We start from the raw sequence: 19,184 nt of genomic DNA, 5'->3' as shown, positions 1-19,184 counted from the left end.
CTGCCTGGGGAGCATTTGGGGCGGCTCACGGGGGTAACCCGGGCCTTACCAGATTCCACCACCCGGCGCTTGCCGATCTCCCCGCGGCAGGGAATAAGCGGATAGTAGCACGGCACGCCGGAGTACCAGTTGAACGATTGGATCAGTAGTTTTGTCTTTTTCTTTGCGGTGATCGATCCGGTGGGCACTCTGCCGGTATTTATTGCGGTCACTTCCCGTCACGCCGAATGGCAAAAACGCAAAATCGCCTGGCTGGCCGTATTGGTAGCCGCTGGCATCTTGCTGTTCTTTTTATTGGTCGGTCAATTCCTGTTGGAGGCAATCGGTGTACCGCTGTCAGCTTTTCAGGTGGCGGGTGGCGTAGTGTTGTTCCTGTTTGCCCTCACCATGATATTTGGCGATAGTAAACCTGAACAGGAGATGGAGATTGTCCGCGAGGGCCACGAGACCGCGATATTCCCGCTGGCGGTGCCCTCAATAGCCTCGCCGGGCGCCATGCTGGCGGCAGTGGTACTTACCGATAATCATCGCTTTGATATGATGCATCAACTCAACACTGCCACGGCGATGCTGGCAGTATTGGGGATTGTGATTGCACTGTTACTAACCGCAAATTGGATCTATCGGTTTATAGGGGATGCTGGCGCCAGTATCGTCAGCCGGGTGATGGGGCTGATACTCGCCTCGGTAGCCACCACCAATGTACTGCTGGGTATACAGCAGTTCTTCTCCATCTAAGCTGCCCAGTCAGAATGAACAGGCACCCCGAACGTCAGTTGGGGTGTCTGCACAAGTTTTCTCGTCGACTCGTTTCGATTATTCCGTGTTTCGATTCCCCCATGAACGATGCGTTTTACTCAATAACGAGATGCTACTGATTACTGTGTTGTACTGTGGTGAAGCATGCTTTCTCTGTGGCTTTATTGTGCCAGTACAGTCAAAATATACCTGAGCAATATTCTATGACTTATTGTTTTGTTGTCTGAATATCATTAACTAATGGTCAAAAGAAGACTGTAGTCACAGTTACTCCCTTTGTTTGTTAGGCAATAGTCAGATGGTTGTTCACATCACTAAACCTAACTATGATTAAGTGATGCATAATGATAAGTAATTGTTTTACAAGAAATGAATTGGCTAAGAGATAAGATATTCAAAAGACAATCCTTTATCATTTTCTTGATGTGTTCCCCTTCTGTATTTTTGTTGTCATTTTGGGAGCATCGGGAACATATTACACACCATTCTTAAGGGATTTTTATGGTGGTGAACCCACTTTTATTTATTCATGTTCCAAAAACTGCAGGAACAAGCTTTCGGTTTGGCGCATCAACATATTTTGGCGATGGTAGTATTTGTCTTGATTACGGCCCAGGATCGAAGCATACCAGCGATATTGTGAAAGCTTGGATGGGTGATAATCCTGATCTATGGGTATTTTTTCAGAAGATGAAATACAAAAATGTTAAAATGCTTGCAGGTCATTCAAATTCAGTACGTTATCTTCCAATATTTGGGTTGGAAAATACAGTAACAATTTTGCGAGATCCAATACAGAGGTTGGTGTCAGAATATAAACACTATTCTCGACATAATGGGTATAAAGACAGTTTTAAGTCTTTTTATAGAAAGTCATCATTCACCAATCGGCAGCTAAAAATTTTCCGTAGGTTTTCCTGGCCACTTTTCGGTTTTGTTGGTTTGACTGAGAGGTATGATGAATCCCTACAGTTGCTAAATAATAAATATGGAATAGAAATTCCGTATTTAACAATGAATTTAGGGCGTGAGGATCTTAAGGGGAAATATGATATTCCTCAGGACCAATTAGATGAAACGTGTATTAGGAATGCTCGTGAAATTGATCTATATGATAAGGCAGTGTCACAATTTGAATGGAGAGTCTCACTTTTCAAGAACGGCATGAAATTTGTGGCCGGCTTGCTTAGCGGTCAGGCCAAGGAACATATTCTAGGGTGTGCTATTCCCGAGCAAAGCGATGATGCGGTTGTACTGCGTGTGAAAGTTGATGGGGCCTATAAGGGCGAAGTTCTAGCGAATGAATATCGTGCTGATCTACGCGCAAATGGTGCAGGCCGTGGTGGTTTCGTCGGTTTTTCTATAGATATCTCTGGCTTTGCAAAGGGCGCAATTCTGGAGTGTGAGGTGGCTGAGACGGGGCAACCGCTAGTAAATTCTCCCTGGGTAATTCGCGGTGAAGATTAAGTCTATTGGAGAAGTGACTTTTCTTCGTTATTTCTACCGATCTTTCTATGGTCTATATTGACTGACTCTTCGGGCTATCAATCGCCTGCAAATTTATTGCCTGCCTAGCAGAGGCATCTTTGAGCTGCGGATAAGAGCATGATACTAATCCCAGTTTTACTAATCTTTGGGGCCCTCTCCTGGTATATCTGCACCCTCGCTGCCGGTGGTGGGGCCATGCTGATGATTCCACTAGTCGGTCTCTTGATTGGGCCACATTTGGTGGCTCCTACGATTACGATTGGCAGTGTTATTGCCGCACCTTCCCGCGTGTTGTTCTTTTGGCCATATATTAACTGGAGCGTTATTTGCTGGATGCTACCCGGTAGTATTCTGGGGGCGATGGTTGGTGCCTATATTTATAGTCAAATGCACCCAATATGGCTTCAGCTCTTTGTGGGCATCTTCTTGATGTCCACTTTGGTTCAATATCGGCTCGGTAGAAAACAATCTTCTTTTCCAATGCGTTTACCCTACTTTTTCTTGCTTGGTGTAGTAGTCGCATTTCTCTCTGGGATTATTGGTGCTATTGGCCCGGTGCAGAATCCCTTCTTTATCAATTACGGTGTTGATAAGGAAAATTTGATTGCAACCAAGGCGTTGAACACCATGGTCTTACAGGCCACCAAAATAATGACCTATCTTAGCTTTGGTGCTATCACCATGGATTTGGCAAGTTATGGCGTTGCTATTGGTATTGGAGGGATAATTGGAGTTTACCTTGCTAAGCATCGCATCTTGCGTATGAGTACACAGAGCTTTCATTACTATATGCTCGCTCTAGTGTTTATTTGTGGGGTGTTTCTCGCATTACGATCTTTGACACAAATTGTTCAATTAAGACCAGATATTTTTTCTGATATCACCTTACTCAGTTAGATACTTGTCGTAAAACGAGCGTATACCGATAAGCATTGAGACAGTGGAGTAATCTCTATGATCAAGGCTAAGGCTTAGTAATTAATAGGGGAATTGCGGCAATGTTGTGTCTTTTATGTAGATTCGAACTTTAGTGGTTGCTAGTACCTATGGTGCTCCGATTGAGAGCCAAAAGATACGCAAAACTTCATTGAGGGGGCGGATTGATCACTGTGAAAGCGTTAGCTAGCCAGAATGTCTCGCGTTAAGTGAGAGGCTGTCATTTACTGCTTTGGAGGAAGGCATTATAAGGGGTAAGTGTTATCCCCGCGCGCCAAGACTATGAAAGACAGAATAATAAGACTGCGGTTACTGGATCTTTGGCGTTCTATTTTTAAATATTGGTACATCCGTCCCTCTTTCTATGTTTTTCTACTTTTAACCTTCTATGTCCTTTTCCTGCCCAAGATTCCGGTATGGGCGCATACTCCCCTGGACGTGAACACCAATGAGCAGGGGGAAAATTCCACCGGACTCCATGCGATATGGCATGACAAGGGTGGAGAGAGTGATATTTATAGTGCACGACAAGCTCATAAGCAGGGGAAGTTTCGCACTTTGGAAACAGCGGGTTCCACCGGTCTAAGCGCCGGTGTTTTCTGGTCTCACTTTACGTTGCGCAATCGCGACAGCCACCCGCTAACCCTAAATATTGAGTATGTCGATCACCAGTTGGTCGGTTTGCAAGCTTTCGGCCGGAAGGCGGGCAGTGGAGATCTCTTCCGCGAAGTGAGCAACCTTTCTATTTATGAGCCTTTTGCCCGTCGGCAGGTGGCGCATAACCGTTTTGTTTTTCCAGTGACCATCGCACCGGGGACCACTCAGGAGCTAATGGTAAGGTTCGATTCTGGCGAATTGGGTGTGGTCTTTCCCAGTCTGCGTATCTGGAGCCCCCAGGCATTGCAACAAAACAGTAAGGGTGAGACGAGCCTGATCGCTTTTCTGTTTGGAGGCTACTTTTTAATGGCGGTCTTTGCCCTAGTGGGAGCGATCGCAATCAAAGAAAAGATTCTCTATATCTATTCTTTCTACTGCGCTAGCAAAATCCTGGTGTGGGGCACAGTGCTGGGATATACCCATCAATACCTGATGACAGGCAGCTTCCACTGGGGATACGGCTCTCTTAGTGGGGCTGTGGCAATTATGGCCGGGCTTGTCTTTGCACGGACATTTCTCGAAACCCGTCAGTTCACGCCAAAGTTGGACTTCCTCTTACAGCTGATGTTGCTCAACGGTGCTTTCCTGATTGGTTGCGTGTTTTTAGAGCTGAAGGCCCTTTCCCAAATATCCATGATCATCGCATTGCTTTGTTATCCCCTGATCGTGCCCATCGCGATGATTCGCTGGCGCCAGGGAGAGAATGCTGCAGGAGTGTTTGCCCTGGGGTGGGCCACCCTAGTGCTGGGACTACTGGTGCAGGCAATGCGTGATCTCGGTTATGTGGTGCACAACCCAGTCAACTACTATTGGCCGCCGGTGGCCTCTTTTGTGGAGATGCTGGCGATTATGGCAGCGATCGGTTTAATGGTGCAGCGCCTGCGGTTACAGAAGGATCGGGCGGAAAAAAAATACCTGCAACAGCTGGAAGTATCCAAGATTGATCTTGAGGAGTTGGTGCAGTCACGCACCAGAGAGCTGGAAGCTGCTAAGGCCAGGGCGGAACTGGAGGCACGTACCGATCCACTAACTGGCATTCACAATCGCCGCAGTTTTTTTGAAGAGGCCAATCTTTTGCTCAAATTGGCTCAACGCAAGCAAATTCCCCTGGGTATATTGATGTTGGATATAGACCGCTTTAAATCAATCAATGATCGCCACGGCCACCTGATCGGTGATCAGGCCTTGTGTGCTACTGCCCGGGTAATAGCCCAGCATGTGCGTGAGGTGGATGTGTTTGGGCGCATAGGCGGTGAGGAATTTGCACTGTTGGTTAGTGCCGATGGCCCAGGTACGCTGTCTGTTGCCAAGCGTATCCATGAAGATATCGCCAAAATTATGATCAAGTCCGCTCTGGGGCCGGTGCAGTTTACCGCTAGCATCGGTGTGGCCCAGCTGCAGGGAGAGAGAAACGTGCTGGAATTATTGCAGCATGCCGACAACGCTCTCTACCGGGCCAAAAGGACCGGTCGCAATCGTGTATTAGAGTATGCTGTGGCGGAGGGCTGAGCTACTGCACATAGGTCACTGCGTTGAGCACCCTGATGCGCACGTTTTCCGGTAGAGGTACCAGACCGATATTGCCGGCTTCCGATTGGGAATTTTGGCTCAACATAAAGACCAGCATCTGTCTTAGAGCCTGAGCAACATCATCTTTCTGATTGGCGTAGAGCAGCAACCAGGAAAAGCTGGTAATCGGGTAGGCATCTTTCCCTTTGGGGTCCCAGACCCAGGCGATCAGGTTGGGTGCGCCGCTCACAGGCAGTTTACTATCGGGAAATTCCACTTCTTCTAAAGCAGCTACTCCGCTCTTGGCATTGGCTTCGATAAATTGGCCCGCGCGATTTTCTAGGATTGCTACCGGTAAATTGACTATGTTGGCAAAGCCGTGCTCCACATAACCGATAGCGCCGGGTATTTCTCGTACTTTGGCCGCTACACCCTGGTTACCTGGTGCGATTTTAAAGGTCGACAGCCGGGGCCAGTCGGGTGTGCGGTCCAGGCCAATATTCTCACGGAATTCTTCACTAACGGCGCTGAGGTGGCCGGAAAAAATATAGGAAGTTCCGGAGCTCTCGGAGCGGGTAACCACTGAAATATCTGTGCGTGGTAATTTAATATCTGGATTACTGGCGGCGATGATCGGGTCGTCCCAATGGCGGATCTTGCCCATAAAAATGCCCACATAGGCTTCCCGCGACAGCTTCAATTTATCGATACCCGGTAAATTAAACACTAACACCACTTGCCCGGCAGTGACGGGTAATACAACACCTCCCTCCTTAAGCTTCTTGAGTTCATCGATTTCTATGGCCGCATCTGAGGCGGCAAAATTAACAGTATGGCCGAGAAAATCGCGGATGCCGTCGCCGCTGCTGCTCATTTCGTAAAAAATAAAAATATTGTTCTCGCGGTGGGTAAACTGGCGAAACCACTCCACATAAATCGGATAGGGGAAACTGGCGCCACTGCCCCGCAGATTAACGGGGTTTTCCGGCACCTGGGCTTGCACTTGTAGGCCGAAGAGTGAAATGCCAGCGGTCACCGCCAGTATGGCTGCAAGGCGGCGTAGTACCGCGGTGTACCTCGATAACATGGGCTACCTCAACTAAAGGGTCACCGGTCTCTTATTGGAGACCAGCGACGAGCCGCCAAAAATAGGCTTCGATTAAAAAATTCTAGCAGGACCGGCGGCTTCGTGTGAAAGCGCGCCGTTCTGGGATGACTAGCTGCCCACTTCACCGCCATCGTCCCTATAGATGGCCAATACCGAGGGGCGCGGTGGCAGCTCCGGATTGTTATCCGGCCAGCGGTGCAAGGGGTGGTCGTAAGTAGAGTTGAGCGCGTCGGCAGGGTGTTGCACTGCGATAAACAGAGTTGTGCCATCGGGAGTAAACTCAGGGCCGCACACTTCAGCGCCCTGCGGGCATCCAAAGAAGTGTTTGGGCGCGGCACGCATTGGCCCCTCGGTGGCCATGGCCCAGAGGCCGTCGTGAAAGCCGAAGCGCTCGCAGCCGTCAGTGGCCACCCACATGTTGCCATGGGGATCGAAGGCGACATTGTCCGGGTTGGTAAACCAGCCGTGATTAGAAATATTGTAAGTGGATTGCTGCCCGTAAGCGCCGCGCTCCACAGGGTTCTCCGCATTGGGGTTGCCGCCAAGTAAAAACTGGTGCCAGCGGAATTGGTCGCTGATGTGATCTCGGCCGGTTTTTTTACCAGGCATGGCCGGGGGCACAATTTCCAAAATATGCCCGGCAGTATTTTGGTGACGGGGATTAGCCGCATCCACACCGTCTTCGGCGCGGCTTTTATTCTTGGTTAACATCACATAGGTGCAGTCGTTGTGGGGATTGGTCTCTACATCCTCCGGGCGGTCCATAGGAGTGGCGCCCAGCAGTGCAGCGGCCTGGCGTGCGTCAATCAAGACATCTGCTTGATTGTGAAAACCGTTGTTGCTGTTTAGAGGGCCCTGCCCAAAAACTAGTGGCAACCATTTCCCACTTCCATCCGCATCAAAGCGTGCCGCATAGAGGGTGCCTTCGGTCAGTAAATTGCGATTGTGGGTTGGATCTTTGGGCAGATAAGCCTCTTTGGAGACATAGCGGTAGACGAACTGATGTTCGTCGTCATCGCCGCCATAGGCCACCACCGGTTGGCCCGGCTTACAGACCAGGGTAAAGCCCTCGTGTTCAAAGCGGCCCAGGTTGGTCAGCTTGCGCGGTATAGATTGCGGGTCGTAGGGGTCGTATTCCACCATCCAACCAAAACGATTGGGTTCGTTGGGCTCTTGCTGTATATCGAAGCGCGGGTCGTAATCACCTAAGTTGCGATTGTGGGGCCTTACGCCGAAGTCACGATGATTGCGCGCCTCGCGAGTATCCTCGACTTTGTTGGGATCTCCTTGGAAGGCGCCACCAAATCCCTCCTCGGCCACCAATACCGTGCCCCAGGGAGTCTTGCCACCGGCGCAGTTGCCAATGGTACCGAGCACCTGGGTGCCAGAGGGATCTGCGGTTGTTTGCAAGCGTTTGTCTCCGGCGGCGGGGCCACTAATTTGCATCGGCGTGGTCGCGGTGATGCGGCGATTGTAGGGGCTCTCCAAAACAGGCTGCCAGCCTTTGTCGGTACGTGTAATTTCTATTACCGAGTGGCCACAGGCGGCTAGTTCTATGGCTACATGCTCGGCACTGACTCCCCGCGTGGCACTATACTCATCGTTGTAACCAGAGAACATCAGGTGTGGTTGGGTGTACTCGTGATTTACACATAGTAGGCCGCGATCGCTGTTACCACTCTGGCAGTGGATATCTCCGTGCCCGGCAGGGGTATTCTCCGCCAATGGCATAAAGGCGATAAAGTCGTTGTTATAGCCAAAGCGTTGAGATTGCCCCTTCGCCGTCAATTGTTTCGGCTCAAATTCTTTGAGGTTAGCGACAATGGGGTCGCCCCACCGTAGCAGGATATCGGCGCTGTAACCCTGCGGTAAATGATGTTTGAAGTCCAAGCTGTGGGGAACTTCCTGAAATGAGAGATTCTCCCGATGATGCTCCGATCCGCAGCCAGGCATAAAGCTGGTTGCGGCGCCCGCAGCCGTGGCACCACCAATGGCCTTCAATAGCTTTCTACGGTCAGGGTTTTTAGGAGAATCTTTCATTGCTGCTGCTCCGTTGCGGGGAACCTAATAAAATTAAATTAACCTGACCTAATTAAATCGATGACATATCTTTTACGCAATCGATTAATTAAAAGAGGTTAATAAAAAGCGATAAATAAATAAGGATATTTAATTTATCTGGGAATTTTTCCAGCTATTTCTGAAAGCTTGATGACAGCTTAAAAAAACCGTCATGTAAAGTTCATAGTCGCCTACTAGTCTGCGCCCCAATAAATACGCCGCCGGGACTAATTGGAGTGGGACGCCATGAAAAGCACAACCATCAATTTTCGAACGCCCAACACCCCCGTTACCGCGCTTGCCATAGCAGTTTTTTGTGCTAATAACGGCTTGAGTGGCAATGCTTATGCACAAGAGAGCCAGGCCCGCACCATGGAAACGGTGACGGTTACCGCTCAGGCCAACAATGCGCGCAGCGACCTGGATCGTCAGCGTGACTCCAACAAGCTGGTGGCAGTACAAACTTCTGATGCCATTGGTGAGTTGCCGGATGCCAATGTAACAGAGGCCCTGCAGCGGATGCCTGGAGTCTTTATTGCCCGCGACCAGGGTGAGGGACGTTTTGTGGGGGTGCGCGGTATTGATCCCAACTTAAATGCCGCCAGCATCAATGGCGTCAGTCTGCCCGCACCAGAAATTGGCAGTCGCGCTGTGGCTCTGGATGTCATCCCCTCAGACCTACTTGCCAGCTTAGAAGTATTCAAAACCCTTACACCGGATATGAGTGCAGACTCCATCGGCGGGGCCATAGAAATCAAGAGTATTAACGCGCTGGACTACGATGGCAGTCGCTATAAATTCAGTGTTGAAAACAGTTATAGCGACCTGCAAGAGGAGCACAGTCCAAAATATGCAGCCACCATGACCAATGTTTTCGATCTCGATGGCAACAGGCGCTTTGGTGTCGCTCTGGCAGTTAGTCATCAGCAGCGAGATTTCGGTTCTGAAAATATTGAAACCGATGGTAGCTGGGAAGTGCTTGTGGCCGAGGACGGTAGTGCGGGTATTGGGGCAACCGAAATAGAACAGCGGGATTACACCATTACTCGTGAGCGCACCGGTATGGCCGCGAATTTTGACCTGCAATTGAGTAGTGGTGCACGAATCTATCTGCACAATCTCTATTCCGACTTCTCAGATCAGGAGATCCGTCAACGCAATTCCTGGAAACTGGATGCAGAGCGCGATAAGCCAGAGACGATGTCCAGACATAGCGCCATTTGGGAAGAGGCGGCACTGGAAAAATCCTTGAAAGATCGCCTGGATGAACAGGAGATTATTTCAACAGTATTGGGTGGAGAGCATAATTTCGAACAATGGGGTCTTGCCTACGTGCTGGGTTATTCTTACGCGGAGGAATCTGAGCCACATCGCCGTGATACCGACTTTGTCCTTGAACCACTGCGCCTGGGTTATGTGGAAGTGGGTAAAACTCCGCGTATGGCAGTGGACAGTAGCGACGCTGAAAAAATATTAGATCCCGCCAATTATCAACTGGACGAGTTGGTTATTGAGGATAATTTCTCCGAGGATGAAGAGTTGAGTTTACGTCTGGATTTTACCAGGGAGATAAACTGGGGCACCTATGACTCAACTGTGCAATTTGGCCTGCACGAACGCCAGAGGGAAAAACGCGGTGATCTGAATGCCAGCGTTTATGATGGTTTTGCCGGTGACTATACCTTGGCAGATTTTGTTCGTAACGATATTGATTACCGTCTCGATACCTTCGGACCGGGAGTTAATCCAGGCAATCTCAATCTATTTATTAATCGCAATATTGCCAGTTTTGAGATGGATGAAACTGAAACCGCCCTCTCTTCTGCGCGTGATTACCAGATGCAGGAAGATATCAGTGCGCTTTACGTAATGAATACCATCGAACTTGATCGCGCTCAATGGGTCTTTGGAGTGCGCTATGAACGCACCGATTTCAGTGCCGAAGGAATGCGTGTGATTGAATCCGAAGAGCCAGTACCCGGTGCCGATTTCATTGCCGATGAGGTCTATGCAAGTGCGGTCAATTATCAGCGCGATTACGATCACTTCTTCCCCAGTGTAAACTTCAAGCTTGATTACAGCGATAATATTGTGCTGCGTGCGGCCTACACCGAGTCCCTGTCGCGCCCCTCGTTTGGCCATCTGAATCCCTCGCCGGCGCAAATTGAGTACGACGATGGTGAGCTGGAAGTGGAAGCCGGCAATCCAGCTCTGCAACCTTATGAAACTCGCAACCTGGATTTCTCCGCAGAATACTACGTGGATCATCTGGGTATGCTATCGCTGGGATTGTTCCACAAGTCTATCGATAATTTTATTGTGATGTCCGATGTTTCCAGTAGCGCGGACTTTACTCAGTATATCGGTAACCTGATAGTGGAAGAGGCCGAAATACTTCAGCCTATCAATGGTGACAGGGCACGGATTAACGGTGCGGAACTGGCTTGGACACAGGGCTTCGATAATGGTTTCCTACTGCGTGCTAACGCGAACTTCACAGACTCTGAAGCCCGTCTAGGATTGGGGCCGGGTCGTCAACGTAGCGATGGAATATCTATGCCATCCCAAGCAGATCTGGTGGGGAATTTTATTGTCGGTTATGCGCGAGACGCTTTTAGCCTGCGCTTGTCTGCTGCTTTTCGCAGCGAGCGATTGCTGGAGGTAGATATGGAGGATGCATCCCGTGATCGTTATGAAGAGGATCACTTACAATTGGATCTCTCTGTGCGCTACCACTTGAACAACGGTTTACTGCTGACATTCACCGGAGTGAATTTGACCGATGAGCCTTATTATGTGCATAACTCTGGTTTCAACGGTCAATATGAAGAATACGGGCCGACTTATGCCCTGGGTCTGAGTTACAGCACTTTCTAGCGGGACAACATCTAAAGCATTTTTAATAAAATTATGGTGTTTATGCACTGCAAGGAGCCTCACACAGGTGGGGCTCTTTCTCCGGAATTGAATGGCTCTCCATGAAAAAACTGCATTTTATTATTGCGATCATGCTCGCCGCTACGCTACTCGTTAGCTGTGGTCATGATGTGGATTCTGTTTTACGCATTAAAAAGGCCTTGCCACAACGGGTAATTCCCTTGGGTGCGATAGACGCAGAACAGATTCTGCCAATACGGGTTGGGGCTGAGCAATATTTATTGCTTGCCAGCGAGCGTCGCGGTTTGCTTGTAATAAATTCCTACGGAGAAATACTCGCCTCCCAAGAGGGAAGGGTGGAACGCCTAGCCGTACAAGCTCTGCCTAATGAAACTTTACTGGTGGCCTCCTTCGATGAGCGCCTGGCGCAAATAAATTTACATGAAATACGCCACAGTGATGCTTCAAATAACGTAAATTTTAGGCTACTGGGTAGCCAGAAAATGCCAACGCTACAGAGTGCCCTGTGCTTTTCCCAACAAGAACAGCGCACTCATTTGTTTAGCATTGGTGAAGATGGAATAGGTCGTGAATATTTATTATTCCCAGCCCAACAACAGTGGCAGATGCAAGAAGTACGTCCACTCTATTTTGGTGAGCAAGTTAATGCTTGCGCAGTAAGCCCACGCTCCCAACGCCTACTAGTATCTCAACCACCCATTGGAATCCTGAGCTTAAATACAAACGCGGAAAAGGATGAGCAGCGTAAATTATTCCTCAGTGCTCATTGGCTTGGTGAAGACTTCGGCAATCTATGGTTTGATGCTCGTAGTGAAAGTCTGTGGCTGAGCGCAGGTGATCAGATACATCGCTACCGACTGCCTTTTTCCTCAGAGGAGCCAGAGTGGCACCTTCATATTAACGAGAACCACTCGGCAGTCTCCCCAGTATTCTTAAATGGTCAGCTCTGGGCCCTGGATGTTGGTCGGGATCAGCTGTTGGTTTTTGATGATGTGGAAAGTGATTACTTAGAAACTGAGTCTACAGGATTTGATCCCGAGAGAGGTGATTCAATCGTCAGTGTATTTGCTCGCAATCAGACGGACCCGGTAGAGTCATTTGGTGATGCTGCTGATGATCCTGCTATCTGGGCCAATAAATCCCAGCCACAGAATAGCCTGATTTTGGCAACGGACAAAAAAAGTGGCCTGAATATTTACAATTTATCGGGAAAGCTGCTCGAACATTTTGCTGTGGGACGTGTTAACAATGTGGATATCCGCAGTATTGAACATCCTTATTATAGTGCATTAGCGGCAGCATCTAACCGCTCGACCGCCGGGGTGAACCTCTTTGCCATCACGGCTGAGGGGCATGTCGAGCACCTGGGGCTACGCGCTATAAATTTGCAAGATCCTTATGGTCTATGTTTGCAGAAAACCAATAATCAGCTATTTGCTTGGGTATCGGATAAAGATGCTGCCTTTCACCAGTTTGAAATTGATCTCGGCGAGAATCCCACAGAATTTTCGTTAAAAAAGCATACAGAAATAGTCGTAAATAGCCAGGTTGAAGGCTGTGTCGTCGATGATAAGTGGCAGAGGCTCTTTTTTGCCGAGGAGGATCGGGGGATTTGGTCACTGGGCCTTAAAAAGCAACAGAATAGTGAATACCAAGCTAAATTGGTTGCTGAAGTGGATGGACAGACCCTGGTGGATGATGTGGAAGGGCTCGCCCTCTACCTAACAGAGGATAGTGGTTACCTGATCGCCTCTAGCCAGGGTAATGACAGTTATGCGTTATTCACACGTGATGGTAATGACTTTGTTGGTCATTTTAGGGTAACAATGAATGTGCGCTCAGGTATCGATGGAAGTTCTGAAACCGATGGCCTGGATGTTACCAGCCTGTATCTTGGGCCGGAATATCCAATGGGTTTGCTTGTTGTCCAAGATGGCAGGAATCGTCTGCCCAATGCCAAGCAGAATTTCAAATTGATTGATTGGTATACGGTGAGTGAGGCATTGGGTTTGTCGGTCTTTGTTAAAAATTAACCATTTATATTTATTGTGACAAAACCCTGTTGGAATTTTCTATAGAATTGCTATGAAAAATATCGGGTTTCGTCTTTGCTATAAACCTGATATACATAATAAAAATTGTTTTTTATATTTCCTGCTCCAAGCTATGATCTAGCGTTGTTGGTTATAGTGATTTTGATTAAATTTTCCACCTGAGTCAAAAAAAATTTGGTGAAAAGTTAAATCTAGGGGGGCTGAATAATTCCGCGATTCCTTTGGCCCTCAGAGTAGTTTACAATCAAAATGTTGATTTGAAGGAATGCCTAGAATTTCCAAGAATTTCCAAGAATTTCCAAGAAGTTGCAATACAGAATGTAAATCGCTCTGAAACCCTTGAGGGGCAGGCCATATCTGCCACGTTCCAGCTCTTACAGAGGATTAGGACTATCCGCGGCTAACCTCTGCAATCCCTAAGACTCGTAGAGGCATTAAGGAATTATTTAGAAGCTCCGCTGTATCCCCGATAATGATTTTTGACTCATTAATGGATTAATTGTTGGGGCAGGTTTTGTATAGGTGATATGTTTGCTTATTAACCAGCTCTTTAAAATCCCAGCTACTAACTGCCCCTGCTACTTTAAAGCTTAAATTCAGGAATATATTCAGCTGCAATTTTATCTGCAAACTGGATTGGCAATCCGCCAATTAAATTTGTAAGAACAACTATGGATAGTTTATCCTCAGGATAGTGAATCATAGTTGCCGCATTTCCACCGCTCGCACTAACTGCACGGTGATGTTCCCGATCGATAACTTGCCATCCAATAGCATAACCATTCTCTACATGATTAAACCCAGCAGTTTGGCCATTCTTTAAAGTGATCGGTGTCCAAAGAGAATGGAGGTTTTTGAGCAGCTTTTTAGACTGCAAGGCAATAAGATATTGCGCAATTTCTGTTGCTGTTGAATTCATGCCAGCTGCACTTTGTAATATGTAAGGGAATTCAACGTAGTTATTTTTGTGCTGGCCCTTATCGGAATCGTAGAGATATTGCCTTGCATGATTGTTAATAGGACGCGTCATGTGTTCAAAGCCGGCATCAGCTGTTAATTTCATATTGGCGATTTTAAGCTGATTATCGGTAATGAATTTTGGGAAGCCACCTTGTACGTATTTATCGATTATTTTACCGATAATAACATAACCCGTCTGATTATAACTAAACTGTGTGTTTACTTCAGATTTTAAAGGTAATTCTTTTACTTTGTTCCATGCAGCATCTGGGTTGCCACGAACAACCAAGTCAGCAAGATAACCACTGAAAATATTGGGCAGCCCAGAAGTGTGTGCCATTAAATGTTTTATCTTTATTGACTTCCAGTTGGCAGGTAAGTCAGTAAGGTGTTTGCTAATCTCATCATCTAAGGAAAGGCGTCCTTGCTCTGCGAGCTGTACCAATGCAACACCCGTAAACGCCTTAGTCATTGAGTTAATTGGAAATACAGTGTTGGATCTTACCGGCACATTGTCCTGTAAATTAGATAATCCATAATTTCCCAGTTTGATTATTTCACCGTTTTTAACGATGGCCAATTGGAGACCAGGGATTTGGCGCTTATCCATGATGTTTTTGATCAGCTTATCCACAGAGTCTGCATATGCTGGAAAGCTGAGGGATATCATAACAACAGCTAGAATTGTTAAGCGTAGTCTAGTTAGTAATCGAAGCGTATAATTCATAAACAATATATCCTTATTGTTTTCCAATCTTGGGGGAGCTTTATAGCTGAATTGTCTTTTTTATAAAGAATATGATCAACGTTATAGCAAGACTGTTATCTTGCCATAGATTCTTGAAAGAAGGATGTTTTACTATAGAAATGTAATTATTTGTAATTTCTATTTTTCATGGATATTTATGCAGTCAATGTATTTATAGGCTAAATTATTGCTGCTCAAATATACTCAAAATAAATACACACTTCTTTATGGCGAATATCTAAGGTAGCAAGTATTTATATATATTAAATATCCGTTAATCACTTTAAGTTAAGAGCAGTTAAATTTCCGGTTCCTGTTGGGTTGTACAATGTATACCTCCACCACCGGCTGCTATGCCATCAATATTGATTTGTATAATATCGCGATTAGGAAATGCTCTTTGTAATTTTCGCTTGGCTGAGGCATCTGCATAGTGATCGCCGAACTCAGGTGCTATGACCGCGCCATTGCAAACATAGAAGTTAATATATCCAGCGGCGAAATCCCTGTTGTCAAACCGCTCTCGAACTATTGAAGGTGCCTCTAATACAATAACTTCTAGTTCGCGGCCACTGGCATCCGTTACAGAGCGTAGAATCTCAAGATGCCGCTTTGTTACGGCGTGATCGAAAGAGTTGGGATCGGGATCAAAGCCGGCAACAACTACACCTGGGTGTACGAAACGGGCATAAAAATCTGTATGTCCGTCAGTGATATCCATATCTTTAATGCCAGGTAACCAGATAATTTTCTCTAGACCAAGAAGCTGCTTTAATTCCCGTTCGCATTGTTGCTTACTAACACCTGGATTACGGTTATCGTTGAGCACACAACTCTCGGTTATGATCGCGGTACCATACCCATCAACCTCTATCCCGCCGCCTTCGAGTATCAGGTTAGTTTGGATACTGGGCACACCGGCCGACTGAGCAGTGAATGCAGCAACTTCTGCATCATTATCAAAATCCTGCTTTTCTCCCCAACCATTGAAGTTGAAGTTAATAGCCGCTTTATCACCGTTTTCATTTACAATAAAAACGGGGCCTGTATCACGTATCCACAAGTCATCTAGAGGGCAAACAACTAGTTCGATCTTATCTCCCATTAGTCGCCGGGCAAGTGGGAGATCTGCTTGTCGAACCAGCATTGAAACTGGCTCGTACTCCGCAATCGTCAGTGCAATTGTTGCCAAATTCTGCTGGACTTCCCTAAGGAGTTTCCGTCCCCAAATTTTGCGGCTTGCACCAAAGGCCATCCAAGTACGCAGGTGAGGCTCACCCTCATCTGGCATGTACCAAGTACTTTTACTATTCATTACTGCAAATGACTCCTTGGTGCCACTCAGTAGAGAGGCTGCAGTAAAAGCACCTAGAACCTTAACGAAATTACGACGATTGGTCATAAAGTGACCTCCCTTTCTTGACACAAATGATGCTACTGAAGATGATAAGTTGTTTAAAAGGATATCAGGTTAACTAACCCATAGCAGTAACCCATGTATATTTGCCTCTTTTATGGCTACCAATAATTCACAATAAGTATAAAGTTCACAATCATCATAAAAAAGTGATTCATTGCTTCTTAAAATACGCAATTCAGAGTCATATGTGTTTGAAAGTGTTGGCCAGTAACGTTTTTTATCAAGTAACTCAATATCTAATGGAATAAATGCCTATGAATACTCGATTATCTTAGTTCTTATTTCATCTAATGTCGGTTTTAATAGATCATATAGTTTACCTAAGCTATTCCATGAGCAACCATGTGAGCAGTAAGGCTCTTGCTGAGTATCATTAAATGACAGATTTAATTTTTACTCTAGTGCTTTTTTGCAACAGATGCCAAAACTATTATTGTGAATTAATGTTGAAGTTCATGTTCAAGGGTCAAACATATCATTCCTTTTTTTGTAATACTTAAAATTGGTCATTTTATTGTTAGTTTTTTTCTGTAGGCATGAAAAATATACTTTTTAAATTGCCAATTTATTCACGGAGGATTTTCAAAGCCTTAGGGTCCAGATAGGGTAAGCTTTAAACATAGAGTGTTGTATATGGCTTAAGTAGCAGGCTTGCTGGCATCTTTGAATTGTTATCTTATTCTTGTCTGGTAGAGGGCGCTTAGATGAAAGTTGTTTTTTATCCTCTCAATTTATTTAAGCTTTTCTTTAAGGTTGCATACGGCGATCTTTCCGAGATCTAAATAACTTCCTGATGCTCAAAATCAGTTAATAAGTCTGACATTATTTGATACAGTCGCATACACTTTTTTCGTCATGATATTATGTGGTGTCTGAAGCTGGAATAAGCATTATCACAATATCACTTTCACTTATTAACTAGGCCGAGCCCTCTAAGTCCAACTTAAACTGCCAGGAACTTAGGGGCTTGGTGTTGAAATTTTATGCTCGGATGAGTATCGTTAGGGGGTGACGGCTATAATTACAGCTAACCATTAATATATATTTACCATCCACTAACACTATGTTTTTCGCCTACTTTGACGATCATTCGTATCTGTTGTTTTCCACCTTCAGATCTCTTGAATACTAAAGAGCTAACAGAAACTTCATAGGATTGCTCTCCAGTCATCTTTTCTATAACTTCAGTTAAAGATTTTTCGAGATCTTCTGCAGAAATACAAATTAAGTCTTTATTTCTATCTAAATCCATTGTCTACCTCTATTCTCACCAGTTGTTGCAATCAATTTCTATCGTAAATTCAATAGCACCATCATCAGAGCATCCCCCTGATGCGTATTCGAATAGACTTATGTAAATTGAGTGAAACTTAGAACCTGTAATTTTCTCTAAGTTTTGCCTTAACTCTGCTTCTAATCTTCCTGGTGAGAGGGACTTTAGTTTTTTAGGATTTTCTTCCATAAATAAATCCATTTAACGGGAAAAGGTCATAAAATATTTAGCTCAATCATTACTGGTTTAAATTTCACCAGTCGGCATACCCTACAATAATATGTCCTCATTGTGTATGTGTTCAATTCAAAATTACAATTTATTTTGTTTTTTTGTATTTTATCTCAATGTGATAGTTTTTAAGTCTAAGTTTTCGTGTCCATCTTTGAGTTGTGTATGCATACCTCTTGGCAATCCCTCGACCTTGATCTCAATACCGGACTCCGGGAATTTACCCTTTGCATAGATTTCTATAAATCTGTTTGCCAACTTATGCCCATCATGAAGATGTTTTTCTGGCCAACCCACCAGGCTAATGTCGGGCATTCAAAATATTCGCATCCCCCTTGGATGTAACCAAATTCCATCTTTCTCCGGAGATTACATTAGAAAAGCATGTTTTTGTAAAGAAGGTCTCCGTGGTTCAAAAAAAGTATCTGACCACTGATCAGGCGTTTAGAGCCTAGCGTTTTGAAAGTCTATTACAGCCCCCCCTTTGTTCTGTAATGACTTTAATAATACCAATGGTGTTTTTGAGGTGCTTAAGTGATTGTACGTCCTTAAACTCACCTGGCACTATGGCCATACTGTTAGTTTGTATTGTTTTTTGATATAACTCCGGTGATTACGTTTTTAGTAGTTGCCCATTGTTTCTGGCAGTAACCAAATTTTAGGTTATGACTCTGGTGTGCCATTGTTTCATATCCTTTATCATCGCCTTGTAAGTTTTATCATTAGTTTTGATTGTACTGCGACATTCCATATTGAATAAAACAATTTTCTTTTTATTTGTAGCTACTTTGCCTGTGTCGATGTCTACTTCCAGGATGGCACTTTCTAGTTGCGAAATGTCAATACTGTCTTTTTTGCTTTGATACTTAAACCAAGATTTAATCTGCTTGGCTATATGTAGATCTACGGCGCCAGAAATAGAATGATGAGCTTCGCCCGAAAGAATATTTACAAAGATAGTGCCATCTGGTAAGTCGGACATCATTTCTAGGTCATTGCTCATGCGCCAGCCGAAAAACATTTTACAAACTATATCTGCATAATGATTTAATCGCTTCCTACGCATTTTTTTAATCCAATAT

The 19,184-nt window shown here is 45.7% G+C and carries 13 protein-coding genes; 6 read left to right on the top strand and 7 right to left on the bottom strand.

Annotation, left to right across the window (positions count from 1 at the left end):
* The first annotated feature begins 129 nt into the window (after positions 1 to 129).
* The 4 genes from ACJJI0_RS12640 (at position 130) to ACJJI0_RS12625 (ending at position 5,349) form a co-directional block, all read left to right on the top strand.
* Complete coding sequence (locus tag ACJJI0_RS12640) at positions 130 to 738, top strand: MarC family protein (RefSeq protein WP_252083411.1); 609 nt, start codon at positions 130 to 132, stop codon at positions 736 to 738.
* Between the two features lie 522 nt (positions 739 to 1,260).
* Positions 1,261 to 2,226 carry a sulfotransferase family 2 domain-containing protein gene (locus tag ACJJI0_RS12635; RefSeq protein WP_252083410.1) on the top strand — a complete coding sequence of 322 codons (966 nt, stop codon included), beginning with the start codon at positions 1,261 to 1,263 and terminating at the stop codon, positions 2,224 to 2,226.
* A 138-nt stretch (positions 2,227 to 2,364) separates the two neighbouring features.
* Positions 2,365 to 3,144, top strand: a complete 780-nt coding sequence (locus ACJJI0_RS12630; protein ID WP_444882855.1) for a sulfite exporter TauE/SafE family protein — start codon at positions 2,365 to 2,367, stop codon at positions 3,142 to 3,144.
* 321 nt (positions 3,145 to 3,465) lie between these two features.
* Positions 3,466 to 5,349: a diguanylate cyclase gene (locus tag ACJJI0_RS12625; RefSeq protein WP_444882854.1), complete on the top strand. Its 1,884-nt coding sequence runs from the start codon at positions 3,466 to 3,468 to the stop codon at positions 5,347 to 5,349.
* 1 nt (position 5,350) lies between these two features.
* Here the strand turns inward: ACJJI0_RS12625 and pstS are convergent, their stop codons facing one another.
* Complete coding sequence (pstS, locus tag ACJJI0_RS12620; protein ID WP_444882853.1) at positions 5,351 to 6,436, bottom strand: phosphate ABC transporter substrate-binding protein PstS; 1,086 nt, start codon at positions 6,434 to 6,436, stop codon at positions 5,351 to 5,353.
* Positions 6,437 to 6,565: 129 nt separating this feature from the next.
* The gene (locus ACJJI0_RS12615) at positions 6,566 to 8,497 is read right to left on the bottom strand and encodes a PhoX family protein (protein WP_444882852.1); all 1,932 of its coding nucleotides are present in this window, start codon (positions 8,495 to 8,497) and stop codon (positions 6,566 to 6,568) included.
* 267 nt (positions 8,498 to 8,764) lie between these two features.
* Between ACJJI0_RS12615 and ACJJI0_RS12610 the strand changes: the two genes are divergently transcribed.
* Both ACJJI0_RS12610 and ACJJI0_RS12605 read left to right on the top strand, forming a co-directional pair.
* Positions 8,765 to 11,395 (top strand): TonB-dependent receptor, encoded by a 2,631-nt coding sequence (locus tag ACJJI0_RS12610; RefSeq protein WP_444882851.1) that lies wholly within the window; start codon positions 8,765 to 8,767, stop codon positions 11,393 to 11,395.
* A 101-nt stretch (positions 11,396 to 11,496) separates the two neighbouring features.
* A complete protein-coding gene (locus ACJJI0_RS12605; RefSeq protein WP_444882850.1) occupies positions 11,497 to 13,449 on the top strand; it encodes a phytase in 1,953 nt (650 codons plus the stop codon).
* Between the two features lie 604 nt (positions 13,450 to 14,053).
* Here ACJJI0_RS12605 and ACJJI0_RS12600 read toward each other — a convergent pair.
* The 5 genes from ACJJI0_RS12600 to ACJJI0_RS12580 all read right to left on the bottom strand — a co-directional run bounded on the left by ACJJI0_RS12600 (position 14,054) and on the right by ACJJI0_RS12580 (position 19,168).
* Positions 14,054 to 15,064 carry a serine hydrolase domain-containing protein gene (locus ACJJI0_RS12600; protein WP_444882849.1) on the bottom strand — a complete coding sequence of 337 codons (1,011 nt, stop codon included), beginning with the start codon at positions 15,062 to 15,064 and terminating at the stop codon, positions 14,054 to 14,056.
* A gap of 412 nt (positions 15,065 to 15,476) precedes the next feature.
* Entirely contained in the window at positions 15,477 to 16,580 is a 1,104-nt protein-coding gene (locus ACJJI0_RS12595) for an agmatine deiminase family protein (RefSeq protein WP_444882848.1), read from the bottom strand.
* A gap of 1,063 nt (positions 16,581 to 17,643) precedes the next feature.
* The gene (locus tag ACJJI0_RS12590) at positions 17,644 to 17,850 is read right to left on the bottom strand and encodes a hypothetical protein (protein WP_444882847.1); all 207 of its coding nucleotides are present in this window, start codon (positions 17,848 to 17,850) and stop codon (positions 17,644 to 17,646) included.
* 15 nt (positions 17,851 to 17,865) lie between these two features.
* Complete coding sequence (locus ACJJI0_RS12585) at positions 17,866 to 18,060, bottom strand: hypothetical protein (RefSeq protein WP_444882846.1); 195 nt, start codon at positions 18,058 to 18,060, stop codon at positions 17,866 to 17,868.
* 700 nt (positions 18,061 to 18,760) lie between these two features.
* Positions 18,761 to 19,168, bottom strand: coding sequence for a hypothetical protein (locus tag ACJJI0_RS12580; protein ID WP_444882845.1), 408 nt, complete (start codon positions 19,166 to 19,168; stop codon positions 18,761 to 18,763).
* Positions 19,169 to 19,184 lie beyond the last annotated feature (16 nt).

The organism is Microbulbifer mixtoriginis (SeqCode) (genome assembly GCF_052466695.1).
This window is presented reverse-complemented; position numbering and strand designations above follow the sequence as displayed.

Coding starts and splice junctions, on each gene's coding strand:
- ACJJI0_RS12635 (WP_252083410.1), top strand. CDS start 1,261: ATGGTGGTGAACCCACTTTTATTTATTCATGTTCCAAAAACTGCAGGA.
- ACJJI0_RS12630 (WP_444882855.1), top strand. CDS start 2,365: ATGATACTAATCCCAGTTTTACTAATCTTTGGGGCCCTCTCCTGGTAT.
- ACJJI0_RS12625 (WP_444882854.1), top strand. CDS start 3,466: ATGAAAGACAGAATAATAAGACTGCGGTTACTGGATCTTTGGCGTTCT.
- pstS (WP_444882853.1), bottom strand. CDS start 6,436: ATGTTATCGAGGTACACCGCGGTACTACGCCGCCTTGCAGCCATACTG.
- ACJJI0_RS12615 (WP_444882852.1), bottom strand. CDS start 8,497: ATGAAAGATTCTCCTAAAAACCCTGACCGTAGAAAGCTATTGAAGGCC.
- ACJJI0_RS12610 (WP_444882851.1), top strand. CDS start 8,765: ATGAAAAGCACAACCATCAATTTTCGAACGCCCAACACCCCCGTTACC.
- ACJJI0_RS12605 (WP_444882850.1), top strand. CDS start 11,497: ATGAAAAAACTGCATTTTATTATTGCGATCATGCTCGCCGCTACGCTA.
- ACJJI0_RS12595 (WP_444882848.1), bottom strand. CDS start 16,580: ATGACCAATCGTCGTAATTTCGTTAAGGTTCTAGGTGCTTTTACTGCA.
- ACJJI0_RS12590 (WP_444882847.1), bottom strand. CDS start 17,850: ATGGATTTAGATAGAAATAAAGACTTAATTTGTATTTCTGCAGAAGAT.
- ACJJI0_RS12585 (WP_444882846.1), bottom strand. CDS start 18,060: ATGGAAGAAAATCCTAAAAAACTAAAGTCCCTCTCACCAGGAAGATTA.
- ACJJI0_RS12580 (WP_444882845.1), bottom strand. CDS start 19,168: ATGCGTAGGAAGCGATTAAATCATTATGCAGATATAGTTTGTAAAATG.